Origin of the sequence: Gallibacterium genomosp. 3 (assembly GCF_001678475.1) — a bacterium.
Taxonomy (GTDB): Bacteria; Pseudomonadota; Gammaproteobacteria; order Enterobacterales; family Pasteurellaceae; genus Gallibacterium; species Gallibacterium faecale.
Window position 1 is genome coordinate 13,582 of sequence record NZ_JTJR01000008.1, and the last position, 13,820, is coordinate 27,401.

Genomic DNA, 13,820 nt, shown 5'->3' on the forward strand with positions numbered 1-13,820 from the left:
GGGGACTTTTCTCCCTTATAAAATCAAGCAAATAGGTCAGCAAAATGTGGAAGAAAAGTATCATATTATTAATGGGATTATGGGTATCTGTAAGCCAAGCAAGCATAGTGATTACAGGTACACGAGTGATATATCCATCATCACAAAAAAATGTCAATGTTCAACTAAGTAATAATGGCGAACACCCTTCTTTAGTACAAGCCTGGATAGATAATGGTGATGCCAATGCCTCCCCAGAGCAGATTAAAATACCATTCTTAATTACGCCACCGATTTCACGGGTGAATGTACAAAAAGGGCAAACCTTACGTATTACCTATACGGGCGAGCCTTTACCCCAAGATAGAGAATCGGTGTTTTATTTAAATGTGTTAGATGTGCCACCTAAGCCAAAAGCAAATCCAGACGGTAACCAAAATTATCTACAAATTGCTGTGCGTTCACGGATTAAGCTCTTTTTCCGCCCAGAACAATTAGGTATGTCAGTAAATGAGGCATATGACAAAGTGCAGTGGTCGGTGAAACAACAGCAAGGGAAAAGTGTGATAGAGGTGCATAACCCCACCCCTTACTTTATTACCTATAACCGAATTAGTGTGAAACAAGGTGGAAAAGTGGTTCATGCAAAAGAGAGCGATATGGTAGCCCCGTATGGAACAGCGAGTTATGTGTTATCAGGAAATATAGCAAATAAAGGTGAAGTGAATTGGGTTGTGGTAAATGACTATGGTGGGTTACAACAAGGAAGTCATTTACTGCATTAGATATTAAGAAATCATCACAAAAAGAAAATAAATAAGAGAAGAAAGTTATTTGGATAAAGTCAATTTATAGGGTAGTTTGTGAGTAATGATAAACAGAGATGGAATATGCAAAAGCATAATGTAAATAGATTTAAACTTTGCTTGGTATATTCAGCAGTATTAATGTCATTAATGGGAGCACCTTCTTTTGTGCAAGCAGAAGAGGAATATGTTGAATTTAATCCTATTTTCTTACGTGGCGTATCAAGTGATGAAGTAGATGTGAGTCGATTTAGTTATGGTAACCCAGTAGCAGCAGGTGAATATGTAGCAGATATTTATTTAAATGAACAACTTAAAGGGCGAATAGCATTACAGTTTGCCGAAGTACCAAATAAACATACAACCGCATTATGTATGACAGACAGCTTATTGTCTGTTTTGGATTTATCTACTTATGCTTTTACAGGGAAAGCTACACAGGATAATGCCCAATGTTCATTTTTGATTGATAACGTACCCGAAGTAAAAATCAACTTTGATTTATCAACATTACGTTTAGATGTTCATGTTCCACAGGCTTATATTAACCAGCGTCCACCAGGTTATATTTCACCTGCACAATGGCAAGATGGCGTACCTGTTGCATTTGTACGCTATGATGCGTCACATTATCAATATCGTTATGGTGGTATCAAATCAGAACAGACGTACCTTGGAGTAGAAGCGGGAATTAATCTATTTGGTTGGGCACTCCGCCATCGAGGTTCACAAAGTTGGCAAGACCAAGTTCGCTCACCTTATCAATCAATTTCTACTTATGCACAACATGATATTGCATTATTACGTGGGCAACTGACGATAGGGGATTTTTACACGAGTGGGCTCTTAATGGATAGTCTGCCTTTACGCGGGGTACAATTAGCGTCTGATGATAGAATGTTGGCAAGTTCTGTACGAGGCTATGCGCCGATTATTCGAGGTGTGGCAAACTCTAATGCAAAAGTAATTATTCGTCAAAATGGGCGTATTTTAAAAGAGGTAACTGTACCAGCAGGACCATTCTCAATAGAGGATTTATACCCAACAGGATATGGTGGGGATATTGATGTTGAAATTTTAGAAGCGAATGGTGAAAAGCGAACGTTTAGCATTCCTTACACCGCCACTGCACAATTAATTCGTCCAGGGTATAGTCGTTATCAAATTGCGGTAGGACGTTATCGTTATGGTGAAGACATTTATCCAAATAATATCGCTCAAGCAACATGGCAATATGGTTTAACCAATAACATTACGTTGAATATGGGCGCAACCGCAACCAAAAATTATCACGCTGAGTTAGTGGGATTGGCTTTTAATACGCCAATAGGCGCATTTGCAACGAATGCCACATTTTCAAATGCAGTCTTTACAAACTCAGGAAATAAACGCAAGGGATATAGCTTATATGCAAGCTATAACACACGCATTGAACCGACTAATACCAATGTGACCTTAGCGGCGTATCGTTATTTGTCGAGAGATTACTTTAGTTTGCAAGAGGTACTCACTGCGAATAATAGTCAATTTTTAGATGATATTGCGTTAGATTTGGGGGCTTATACACCTTATCGTCCAAAGAATCAATTTAATGTCGCAATTAACCAAGCATTAAAAAAACAATGGGGACACCTTTATTTAACGGGTTCAACAAGTACTTACTGGGATAGTCATCGTAAACAGTACGAATATCAGTTAGGGTATAGTAATTATTACAAACGGTTAAATTATAGTGTGTCGTTTTCACAAGCAAGAACCAATCAGGGCGAAAAGGATAACCGTTTTTATTTAAACCTATCTTTACCGTTAGGTAATGAATCCTATACTTACCTATCGCAGTCATTGAATGTATATCAACAAAATCAATATACCACAGCCACATCAATTTCAGGGACGTTGGGTAAGGAGCGAAATTATAGTTATAGTCTGTCATTTAACCGTAATCAAAATAATCTTAAGAACTATGCAGCAAGTGGTAACTATACTGGTAGCTGGGTGAATCTCAATGGAACTTGGGGGCGTGATAGTGACCGCAATCAGCAATATTCTGTGAGTGCGTCTGGTGCAGTAGTGGCACATCCAAAAGGCATCACATTAACTAATTATCTGGATGATACGTTTGCGATTATCCATGCAAAAGGGGCAAGCGGTGCAAAAATTAATGGCGCGATAGCCAATAAATTAGATTATTTTGGTAATGGGATTTTATCTTATTTAGAACCTTATAGCGTTAATTATGTTGGGATTGATACCACTGATATTCCAGACAGTGTTGAGTTATCCGCGACAGAGCAACAAGTAATTCCGAGAGCGAACAGTGCGATGCTTATTGATTTTGCGACTAAAACAGGGCAAGTCGTCTTTTTAGAGCTGACGGAAATGCCAGCACTACCGTCAATTGGTACAGAAGTATTAGACGAACAACAGAGATCTGTTGGGGTTGTAGCGCAAGGTGGACGGATTTATACGCGAGGATTATCGGATAAAGGACAATTAACGTTATCGTGGGCAGGCAAGCAGTGTCGGATTGATTATCAAATATCAAATAGAGAAAACAACCGACAAATTTTGATTATACCTGTAGTTTGTAAGGAATAAGAGGAATGATTTTATTTAGAATTATATTAATAATGGTTTTGATGGTAGGACTGGCAAAAGCGGATTCTGAGTACAGAATTCCTAGTAAACGAAATTCTATTAGCTTAACTATACCTGGGGGCATACATGAAGTAGCAAAAGCAAGAGATAATTGGAGTCCTTTACCAGCTATCAGGGGAAATGGTGTAAATCAAGATGGTTCTTTTTTTGGGCGACATGAGTCACCTGCTCAGAGACCTACAAGTATAATTGAAGCTAAAGTGATTTTAGAGCCGACAGGATATATCTATAATGGACTACCTATTTTCAAAATACCAGGTAATGATTATGTAGGTATTGTACTATATGTAGGTGATACAAGGGCGGAAAAAGGAGTTAACTTTACAAATAAAAATTGGCAAGAAGTATTTAAATTTGGTGGAAATAGTTCAGGATATCAAGGACTCAATCTCTTTTTTAGAAGTGTTATGTATGCATCTCCTCAAGAAAGAATACCTGGTCAGCAAATAGAGCCGGCATTAACTAGTCGATTACTTGTAGGTTATATTCGTTCTCGAGCTATTTATGCAAATGTGGGTAAAAATGGAATTAGAAATGGTGTAACAGCAGATATTCCTATTTATTTAGAGCCATATGGTATGAAATATACTATTAGTACTTGTACTATGACATCACCACAAAATATTACTGTTCAAATGCCAAAGATTAGTAAAAGCTCTCTAGATAATGCTCCTGTAAATAGAGGTCTTCCAGAGGTTTATGCAGGAATATTTGAGTTAAAATTAAATCAATGTGGTGCTTATACTCGTAATGAAAAATTCCTCAGAAATGATATTTCAAGGGTTCTTATCACATTTACAGATGCAACAGATCCTAGTAATACAGGAAGTTACCTAAAATTAACTCCAGATTCTATGGCAAGAGGCGTTGGAATTAGAATTTATCCTGTAGATGGACCATTTTGGCAATATCAAGGTTGGTGGGTAGGCTTAAATTCTCTGAAAGGATTAAATTATGATGCAAATAATCGTAATGTTTTACAACGTTTTATTGTTAAATACGCAAAAACAGGAGATATTACCCCAGGAACAGTGAATGCAACAGCAACTTTTACATTTTCATATCAATAAATTAATAAAGGCAGTTCAAATAAACTGCCTTTATTATTCATATTCAGATATTTAATTTTGTTCAGCAAAAGTAGGTTCATCAGCCTGTTTTAAAATTCGGCTAGAAATTGTGCCAGCTGTTATTGCGCCATTTACATTTAATGCAGTACGTCCCATATCAATTAAAGGTTCAATTGAAATTAATAAGCCGACTAAGGTTAAAGGTAATCCCATAGTAGAAAGTACAATAATCGCCGCAAATGTTGCACCACCACCAACACCAGCGATACCAAATGAAGAAATGGTAACGACTAGCACTAAAGTGGCTAAGAAATCAATTGAAGTCGGATCAATGCCCACTGTTGGCGCAATCATCACCGCTAACATCGCAGGATAAATTCCTGCGCAACCATTTTGACCAATCGTAGCGCCGAATGAAGCGGAGAAATTAGCAATCGCACTTGGCACACCTAATTTATTGATTTGAGTTTCAATATTTAATGGAATTGTGGCTGCGCTTGAACGAGAAGTAAAGGCAAATAATAGGGTAGGTGAGACTTTTTGGTAATAACGAATTGGATTAACTCTAAAGAAAGAAAGTAACAATCCATGAACGAAGAACATTAAAATGATCGCTAAGTAGGAAGCGACAACAAAGCCTGCTAAATTAAGAATGTCTGCTAAACTAGAACTTGCGACAACTTTCGTCATTAAAGCTAGGACACCATAAGGTGTTAAGCGAATCACAACTCGAACTAGTGCCATAATTAATTTGTTTAGTGTATCAACGCCTTGAGAAATGCGTTCTGATAAGGCTTCATCTTTTTTACGAATTGTGAGAATTGCTACACCTAAGAAAGCAGAAAAAATCACGACACTAATAATCGAAGTTGGGTTAGCACCGGTTAATTCAGCAAATGGATTTTTTGGAATAAATGAAAGGATCATACTTGGAATGGTTAATCCATCAAGTTGCGCCGCACGACCAAGTACTTTTTCATTCGCAGCAAGTTCACGTGCTCCTGATGTTAATCCTTCAGCGGAAAGATGGAAGAGATTGGTCATGGCTATCCCAATGATCGCTGCAATTGCTGTGGTAACTAATAGAATAGAGAGTACACTAAAGCTAATTTTACCAAGGGAACTCGCATCATGCAGACGTGAAATAGCAGAAAGAATTGAAACAAAAACTAAAGGCATAACAATCATTTGTAGCAAACGCACATAACCATTACCGACAATATTGAGCCAATTAATAGTTTCAGCGAGTACTGGGGAATCAATTTTATAGATAAGTTGTAGTACGCCACCAAAGATTACCCCTATAACCAATCCGACTAATACTGTACGAGATAGATTATCAGAACGTTTGAAATAAATGCCTACCAGCCATAATAGGCTAATGAAGATGATTAGATTAATAGTAGTGCTTAACATAAAGAATTATTACCCCATTGATATAAAATTTAAGAAAATAGATTTGAAATGAAAACCAATTATAGCAATACTTAATTTAGCGATTGTTATAACTTTTTATTATAAGTAATAGCATTTATAATAAAAATAAGTTTGTAAATGGGTATAAATATGTATTTTCCTATTGTGTATCAAAATGCTGATTTTGTGGTGATTAATAAGCCACCAGGGATTAGTGTGCATAAAGATGACAATGCGATTGGTTTAACCACTTTAGTAGCCAAACAGCTCAATGTTGAACAGGTTTGGCTCGTTCATCGTCTTGATAAAACAACATCTGGTTTGTTATTACTGGCGTTAAATAAAGAGGCGGCGGCAGAATTATCAACGCTTTTTGCCGAACATCAGGTTAAAAAAATCTATTTTGCATTAGTAGAAAATAAGCCAAAGAAAAAACAAGGGCTAATTCGTGGTGATATGGTACGTACTCGGCGAGGGATGTGGAAATTAACACCAGAACAGCAACATCCAGCAATTACTCGTTTTTATTCAGTAAGTTGTGAAAGTAAATTACGCCTATTTGTGTTGAAACCACAAACAGGAAAAACTCATCAATTACGGGTCGCAATGAAAAGTTTAGGAAGTCCTATTTTAGGCGATCCACTGTATGGGAATAAGCAATATACTGGACGTTGTCATTTACATTCTGCGGTGTTAGCGTTTTATTTCCATGATCAATTTTTTTGTTGTTCATGTTTACCAGAAGAGGGGGAATTTATGCGGGAATCGGTGAAATTACAAATGACACAAATTGTTGCGCAAGAAATTGCAGAAATTAGATAATAAAACGTGATTTTTTAAGTCTTTAGTATTATCATTATTCCACTTTTAACCAATTTCAAAACAGTTTAATGATGTCAATGTATATGTTTAGTTTCCGATTTTTTAGCTCTTAGTTTCTAAGAGGCGATTGGTTTAACTAAATTCTTGCCAAATTAAACTGACAAGCCTCCCCAATTATGGAGGCTTTTTTTATGACTATTTTTGAACATCTTATTAAATTAGCTAAAGTTTATAGAGGAAAGGTATGCAAAACCTAGAACAGATTACCCAAGAAGCCCTAGCGGCTATCGCTAAAGCGGAAGATGGTAAGGCACTTGAAGCAATTCGTGTTGAATACTTCGGTAAGAAAGGGCCTTATACTCTCTTAATGCAAGGATTAAGAGATGTGCCGGCAGATGAGCGTCCAGCAATGGGAGCAAAAATTAATGAAGCGAAACAAGCTGCACAAACTGCGTTAAACGCAAGAAAAGCTGAGTTAGAAGAAGCAGAGTTAAATGCTAAACTCGCAAAAGAACGTATTGATGTGAGTTTACCGGGACGTAAAACTGAAAATGGCGGCTTACATCCAGTTTCATTAACGATTGAACGTGTGGTGAAATTCTTCTCTGAGTTAGGTTTTGCGGTAGAAACAGGTCCGGAAATTGAGACTGATCACTATAATTTTGATGCGTTAAATATTCCAGCACATCACCCAGCTCGTGCAGATCACGATACTTTCTGGTTTGATGCAGAACGTTTATTACGTACCCAAACGTCAGGTGTGCAAATTCGCACTATGGAAAAACAACGTCCACCAATCCGTATTATTGCACCAGGTCGTGTATATCGTAACGATTACGACCAAACTCATACCCCAATGTTCCATCAAATTGAGCTGTTATTTGTAGATAAAAAAGCAAATTTCACAGAGCTAAAAGGATTATTACACGATTTCTTACGTAACTTTTTTGAAGAAGATCTACAAGTCCGTTTCCGTCCATCTTACTTCCCATTTACCGAGCCTTCGGCTGAAGTGGATGTGATGCGTAAAAATGGTAAATGGCTAGAAGTGCTAGGTTGCGGAATGGTACATCCAAATGTATTACGCAATGTAGGCATTGATCCGAATGAGTATTCTGGATTTGCAGTAGGTATGGGAGTCGAGCGTTTAACTATGTTACGTTACAATGTCACTGACTTACGTTCTTTCTTTGAAAATGATCTACGTTTCTTAAAACAATTTAATTAATTTGCAGGGGAGATAACTTAAATGAAATTCAATGAATCTTGGCTGAGAGAATGGGTTAATCCTGCGATTACAACAGAACAATTATGCGATCAAATTACGATGCTTGGGCTAGAAGTTGATGGCGTAGAACCCGTTGCAGGTGAATTTAGCAATGTCGTTGTGGGTGAAGTGGTTGAATGTGCACAACATCCAGACGCAGATAGATTACGAGTTACCAAAGTTGATGTAGGAACAGGTGAGTTATTAGATATTGTTTGTGGTGCTCCAAACTGCCGTAAAGGCTTAAAAGTGGCTTGTGCCAAAGTTGGTGCAGTTTTACCGGGCGATTTTAAAATTAAAAAAGCCAAATTACGTGGTCAGCCATCAGAAGGAATGCTTTGTTCTTACGCTGAACTTGCGATTTCTACGGACGGTGACGGCATTATCGAATTACCAGCAGATGCACCAATAGGAATGGATTTACGTGAATACTTTAATTTAAACGATCAAGCGATTGAAATTAGCTTAACGCCAAATCGTGCTGATTGCTTAAGTATTCGCGGTATCGCACGTGAAGTTGCAGTAGTTAATCAGGTGGAACTGAATCCATTACAATTTACACCAGTTAATGCCACAATTAACGATAAAGTTGCGATTGATCTACAAGCACCAGAAGCTTGCCCACGTTATCTATTACGTATGGTAAAAAATGTTAATGTTAATGTGAAAGCAAGAACCCCAATTTGGATGCAAGAAAAATTACGCCGTTGTGGTATCCGTTCTATTGATCCAGTAGTAGATATTACCAACTATATATTATTGGAATTAGGTCAGCCAATGCACGCATTTGATGCGGATAAAGTGACACAACCAATCCAAGTTAGAATGGCGAAAGCGGGTGAAACTTTGGTGTTGTTAGATGGTTCCACAGCAGAATTAAAAGAGAATACACTGTTAATTGCTGATCAAAAAGGTCCATTAGCAATGGCAGGGATTTTTGGTGGTGAAGCCAGTGGTGTGAATGAAAATACAACCAATGTTATTTTAGAATCTGCATTCTTTGCACCATTAGCAATTACAGGTCGTGCAAGACAATATGGATTACATACTGATGCTTCACACCGTTATGAACGTGGCGTAGATTTTGAATTACAACGCTATGCAATGGAACGTGCCACAGCGTTATTACTCGAAATTTGTGGCGGTGAAGCTGGAGAAATTTGCGAAGTTGCAAGCGAAGAATTTTTACCAAAATTAAAACCAGTTACTTTACGTCGTGAAAAATTAGATAGTCTATTAGGACACGTTATTCCAACAGAAACTGTTACTGATATTTTCCAACGCTTAGGTTTCCAAGTCAGTTTCGCGGATAATGTTTGGTCAGTAATTCCAACAAGTTGGCGTTTTGATATTGAGATTGAAGAAGATTTGATCGAAGAAGTGGCACGTATTTATGGCTATAACACCATTCCAAATAATGCGCCATTAGCACATTTAATGATGCGTGAACATAAAGAGTCTGATGTGTCATTAAGTCGAATCAAAACGGCTTTTGTTGAACATGATTACCAAGAGGCAATTACATATAGCTTTGTTGATCCTAAAGTACAATCTTTATTACATCCTCAACAAGAAGCGTTAGTATTGCCAAATCCAATTTCAGTAGAAATGTCAGCAATGCGTGTTTCTTTGCTTAGTGGATTACTTGGTGCAGTGGCTTATAACCAAAATCGCCAACAATCACGTATTCGTTTATTTGAAGCAGGATTGCGTTTTGTACCAGATAGCAGTGCAGAAATTGGTGTGCGTCAGGAGTTTGTGATTGGTGGGGTAATTACAGGAACTTGTCATCCAGAACATTGGGCAACTAAATCAGAAAGTATTGATTTTTTTGATTTAAAAGGGGATTTAGAAAGTATTTTTGATCTGACTAATGCTGGAAAAAATATTAAATTTATTGCAAAATCTTATCCTGCATTACATCCGGGGCAATCAGCAGCAATTATGCTTGATGGCGAGGAAATTGGTTTTATCGGAACAATTCATCCTCGTGTTGCACAACGTCTTGATTTAAACGGTAAAGTGGTTGTGTTTGAAGTATTATGGAATAAGATTGCACATAAAGATGTAATTCAAGCCAAAGAAATTTCCCGTTTCCCAGCAAATCGTCGTGATTTAGCAATTATTGTCGCGGAAGATATTGCAGCAGATAGTGTATTAGCTGTGTGTCGTGAAGCTGCAGGTGCTCAATTAACGCAAATTAATTTATTTGACGTTTACCAAGGCCCAGGTGTTGCAGAAGGAACGAAGAGCTTGGCAATTAGCTTAGTGTTGCAAGATAAAGAAAAAACATTAAGTGATGAGGATATTTCAGCAGTGGTGAATGCCGTGTTGTCTGCATTGAAAGAGAAGTTAAATGCTTATTTGAGAGATTAATCTATGACGTTAACAAAAGTAGAACTCGCTGAAAATTTAATTGCAAAATTTGACTTAAATAAAAATGATGCCAAAGCATTAGTTGAGTCATTTTTTGAAGAAATTCGTGCTGCATTAGAATCAGGAGAAGATGTAAAGCTCTCTGGTTTTGGCAATTTTGAACTGCGTGATAAAACCCCTCGTCCAGGGCGTAATCCAAAAACTGGGGAATATGTACCCATTACTGCACGCAGAGTTGTGGTATTTAAGGCAGGGCAAAAATTACGGGCGAGAGTAGAGAAATCGAAGCCAAAAAGCTAATTCGTGAAAAGTATTCCTACTTATGTAGGAATACTTTTTTTATACTCGTTTAAGCTCAAGATAAGACAACAAGCCGAAGACAGTATCAATAATATGGCGAGGCGATGTAACTTAGTATTACTTTGAAATTAAACGACTATATTTTCAACATGGTTTTAACCAACGTATGGAGAAGTAACGTGTTAGTCAGAATAACCTCCTCATTAAAACTAGGATTAGTTGCAGCATTCATATTCGGTTTAGCCGCGTGTTCAAGTCATCAACGCAATTATCATAGCCGTATGCCTGATCCTATCTATACCATGGCGCAGCTCAGTGAGCAACAACATGAATGGTATCGAACACCTTATCGAATTGGTGGCAATACTCGTAGTGGTGTTGATTGTTCAGGGTTTGTGATGCGGACTTTTGCTGATCGTTTTTCTATTCAGCTGCCGAGAACGACTACGGCACAATCACAAGTAGGGATAAGAGTGCCACTTGAAGATATCCAAACAGGTGATTTAGTTTTTTTTAAAACAGGCAGAGGCCCGAATGGATACCATGTCGGTATTTATGTGAAAAATAATCAATTCTTACATGCCTCCACATCGGGCGGGGTAATTTATTCCTCGTTAAATAATCCATATTGGAGCAAGGCTTTCTGGCAAGTTCGCCGTTTATAATCAATGAGAGGATAGTGTATGAATGTCATACACTATTTTAGCCTGCATTCGATATTTTTTAGATATTTTTGTTTTTTAGTATTTAGGTTTCGCCCTAAAGGGTGACTTCCTTTTCTTTACTCGTATTATGAAAGTATAATCTGACCACTTTTCCAAGCTTCCCCTCTTCAATCTGTGAGCTGAAGAGGGGTAGAGGAAATGAAAAAAATTACCTCACAATCTCATAACAAGGTAGATACTCTTCTGCACTTGGTAATTTCATCCGATGTTGAGCAACAAAGGATTTTAATAAAATTTCCATCTGTTCTAACACCATTGGATCACCATGTAATTTAAATATACCGTGTTTTTCCACTTCATCAATCGTATCAGGTTTAATATTTCCAGCAACGATACCAGAAAATGCACGGCGTAGATTAGACACAAGATCCATTAATGGTTGGTCAAGATGTAAATCTAAGGCAGCCATTGCTTGATGTGTTGGTTCAAATGGTGCTTGTAATACAGGGTCAATTTTTACTGCCCAGTTAAAGCTATAAGAATCGCCTCGTTGATAACGTTGTTGTTTAATTATATCCATTGCTTGTTTCGCTTTGCGAGCGACTAACACAGGATTATCAATAATAATTTCATATTGTTGGCGAGCTTTTTCACCTAAAACTTTTTCAACAAAACGATCAATCGCATTGAAATAGTCTGCACAAGCTGCTGGTCCAGTTAAGATTAATGGAATTTCTTGTGCTTGATTTTCAGGATGCAATTTAATTCCTAATAAGAATAGGAATTCCTCGAAAGTTCCCGGTCCACCAGGGAATATTAGGAAAACGTGGCCAAGTCGTGTAAAGGCCTCTAAACGTTTTTCAATATCTGGCATAATAATTAATTCATTCACGATCGGGTTTGGCGGTTCAGAAGCGATAATGGACGGTTCTGTAATGCCAATAAAACGACTGCTTTTAAAACGCTGGTTTGCATGACCGATCGCTGCTCCTTTCATTGGCGCTTCCATTACACCTGGGCCACAGCCAGTTACTACATTTAATTCACGGTAACCAAGCTCTAAACCAACAGCACGACAATATTGATATTCGACTTCGTTAATAGAGTGCCCACCCCAACATACGACTAAATTAGGGTCTTCACCTAATGGTAAAGCTTTAGCATTTCTTAAAATCGAAAAGACTTGATTGGTAATGCGTTCGCTTGGTTCTGCGTGCGGGAAGTATGCACCACGGAAACGTTCTTGATTAAGCTGAGCGAAAATAATATCGCGTAATACGGCGAATAAATGGTATTGAATATTGCGAATAATCTTATCATCAACAAAAGCACTTGCAGGTGGATTGTGTAATTCTAAAGCGATTCCACGTTCACGAGCACAAAGATTAATCGCAAAATCAGGGTATTGCCCAAGTAATTCTCGGCTATTGTCGGTGACAGCACCTGAATTTAAAACAGCTAATGAACAGTTACGATATAAAGGGTAAAGATCGCCTTCAGCGCCTTGTTTTAAGCGAGCGACTTCAAGATGAGAAAGCTGATCCATACTTCCTCGAGGATTAATATAATAAATACTCATCACTTCCTCCTAAATTATTGGCGAGCTAGACGTAAATTTTCTGGCAATAATTCGAAATTTGAACGAAACGGATTAATATCTAGGCCACCACGGCGAGTATAACGAGCGTAAACCGTTAATTTTTCTGGACGAGCATAACGCATTAAATCACAGAAAATACGCTCAACACATTGTTCATGAAATTCATTATGTTGACGGAAAGAAATTAAATAACGTAATAGCTTTTCACGATTAATCGGATGCCCAACATAATGAATCTGTACACTTCCCCAGTCTGGCTGTTGGGTAATTAAACAATTTGATTTTAATAGATGGCTGACCAGTGTTTCTTCGACCACAGAATCACTTGTTTTAACACAGTCTGCTAATAAATCGGGATTAAACTGATAGTTATCAATAGTAATATCTTGTTGATCAAGATTAACTCCCGAGAAGCAAGCAATAGGCTGTTGGGAATAGTGATCTAAGGTATGAATCACAACTTTAACTTCTCCCTTTGCACACTGACGCAAATCTTTTTCAATCGTTGCACGAACAGTTTCCATATCTGGAAAACGAGTTTGATTAAAGCTATTTAAATAGAGCTTGAAACTCTTTGATTCAATTAAGTTTTCACTACGAAAATCGAGATAAACGTCTGCGATTGCAACTTGTGGCACGCCTTTGCTGTTGAGCCACGAAAGTTCATATAGCGTCCAAATATCTGCACCTTGATCGAAAGGTTGTTGTTCAATAATGTTTAATTGTTGTCGATTTAAACGGCGTGGAACAGGCTGTAATAAGTCCGGTTGATATTGATCGGCATAACCTGTTTTTTTGCCTAAGGTTAAGTGAGATAAACTTTCATCCTGATAATAAGTCATAATTTATCCTATAATTATT

At 37.6% G+C, this 13,820-nt stretch carries 11 protein-coding genes; 8 read left to right on the top strand and 3 right to left on the bottom strand.

The window, feature by feature from the left end; genetic code table 11:
- Window positions 1-44: 44 nt before the first annotated feature.
- From QV06_RS01665 to QV06_RS01675, 3 genes are all read left to right on the top strand, one after another.
- On the top strand, window positions 45-764 hold the full coding sequence (locus QV06_RS01665; RefSeq protein WP_065236656.1) for a fimbria/pilus periplasmic chaperone: 720 nt from the start codon (window positions 45-47) through the stop codon (window positions 762-764).
- Window positions 765-869: 105 nt separating this feature from the next.
- Window positions 870-3,383, top strand: coding sequence for a fimbria/pilus outer membrane usher protein (locus tag QV06_RS01670; RefSeq protein WP_065236657.1), 2,514 nt, complete (start codon window positions 870-872; stop codon window positions 3,381-3,383).
- Between the two features lie 5 nt (window positions 3,384-3,388).
- Complete coding sequence (locus tag QV06_RS01675; protein ID WP_082985015.1) at window positions 3,389-4,513, top strand: fimbrial protein; 1,125 nt, start codon at window positions 3,389-3,391, stop codon at window positions 4,511-4,513.
- Window positions 4,514-4,564: 51 nt separating this feature from the next.
- Here QV06_RS01675 and QV06_RS01680 read toward each other — a convergent pair whose 3' ends face one another.
- The gene (locus QV06_RS01680) at window positions 4,565-5,929 is read right to left on the bottom strand and encodes an L-cystine transporter (RefSeq protein WP_065236659.1); all 1,365 of its coding nucleotides are present in this window, start codon (window positions 5,927-5,929) and stop codon (window positions 4,565-4,567) included.
- 150 nt (window positions 5,930-6,079) lie between these two features.
- Here QV06_RS01680 and QV06_RS01685 point away from each other — a divergent pair, with 150 nt between their 5' ends.
- From QV06_RS01685 to QV06_RS01705, 5 genes are all read left to right on the top strand, one after another.
- Window positions 6,080-6,751: a TIGR01621 family pseudouridine synthase gene (locus QV06_RS01685; RefSeq protein WP_065236660.1), complete on the top strand. Its 672-nt coding sequence runs from the start codon at window positions 6,080-6,082 to the stop codon at window positions 6,749-6,751.
- Between the two features lie 244 nt (window positions 6,752-6,995).
- Window positions 6,996-7,979, top strand: coding sequence for a phenylalanine--tRNA ligase subunit alpha (gene pheS / locus QV06_RS01690; RefSeq protein ID WP_065236661.1), 984 nt, complete (start codon window positions 6,996-6,998; stop codon window positions 7,977-7,979).
- Between the two features lie 21 nt (window positions 7,980-8,000).
- Window positions 8,001-10,394 carry a phenylalanine--tRNA ligase subunit beta gene (pheT, locus tag QV06_RS01695; RefSeq protein WP_065236662.1) on the top strand — a complete coding sequence of 798 codons (2,394 nt, stop codon included), beginning with the start codon at window positions 8,001-8,003 and terminating at the stop codon, window positions 10,392-10,394.
- Window positions 10,395-10,397: 3 nt separating this feature from the next.
- The gene (locus tag QV06_RS01700) at window positions 10,398-10,694 is read left to right on the top strand and encodes an integration host factor subunit alpha (RefSeq protein WP_065234638.1); all 297 of its coding nucleotides are present in this window, start codon (window positions 10,398-10,400) and stop codon (window positions 10,692-10,694) included.
- Window positions 10,695-10,873: 179 nt separating this feature from the next.
- Window positions 10,874-11,359, top strand: coding sequence for a C40 family peptidase (locus QV06_RS01705; protein WP_245174223.1), 486 nt, complete (start codon window positions 10,874-10,876; stop codon window positions 11,357-11,359).
- A 208-nt stretch (window positions 11,360-11,567) separates the two neighbouring features.
- Here QV06_RS01705 and ppnN read toward each other — a convergent pair whose 3' ends face one another.
- Both ppnN and queF read right to left on the bottom strand, forming a co-directional pair.
- On the bottom strand, window positions 11,568-12,938 hold the full coding sequence (gene ppnN, locus QV06_RS01710; RefSeq protein ID WP_065236664.1) for a nucleotide 5'-monophosphate nucleosidase PpnN: 1,371 nt from the start codon (window positions 12,936-12,938) through the stop codon (window positions 11,568-11,570).
- Between the two features lie 14 nt (window positions 12,939-12,952).
- Window positions 12,953-13,801: an NADPH-dependent 7-cyano-7-deazaguanine reductase QueF gene (gene queF / locus QV06_RS01715; protein ID WP_065236665.1), complete on the bottom strand. Its 849-nt coding sequence runs from the start codon at window positions 13,799-13,801 to the stop codon at window positions 12,953-12,955.
- Window positions 13,802-13,820: the final 19 nt, after the last annotated feature.

Coding starts and splice junctions, on each gene's coding strand:
- QV06_RS01665 (WP_065236656.1), top strand. CDS start 45: ATGTGGAAGAAAAGTATCATATTATTAATGGGATTATGGGTATCTGTA.
- QV06_RS01670 (WP_065236657.1), top strand. CDS start 870: ATGCAAAAGCATAATGTAAATAGATTTAAACTTTGCTTGGTATATTCA.
- QV06_RS01675 (WP_082985015.1), top strand. CDS start 3,389: ATGATTTTATTTAGAATTATATTAATAATGGTTTTGATGGTAGGACTG.
- QV06_RS01680 (WP_065236659.1), bottom strand. CDS start 5,929: ATGTTAAGCACTACTATTAATCTAATCATCTTCATTAGCCTATTATGG.
- QV06_RS01685 (WP_065236660.1), top strand. CDS start 6,080: ATGTATTTTCCTATTGTGTATCAAAATGCTGATTTTGTGGTGATTAAT.
- pheS (WP_065236661.1), top strand. CDS start 6,996: ATGCAAAACCTAGAACAGATTACCCAAGAAGCCCTAGCGGCTATCGCT.
- pheT (WP_065236662.1), top strand. CDS start 8,001: ATGAAATTCAATGAATCTTGGCTGAGAGAATGGGTTAATCCTGCGATT.
- QV06_RS01700 (WP_065234638.1), top strand. CDS start 10,398: ATGACGTTAACAAAAGTAGAACTCGCTGAAAATTTAATTGCAAAATTT.
- ppnN (WP_065236664.1), bottom strand. CDS start 12,938: ATGAGTATTTATTATATTAATCCTCGAGGAAGTATGGATCAGCTTTCT.
- queF (WP_065236665.1), bottom strand. CDS start 13,801: ATGACTTATTATCAGGATGAAAGTTTATCTCACTTAACCTTAGGCAAA.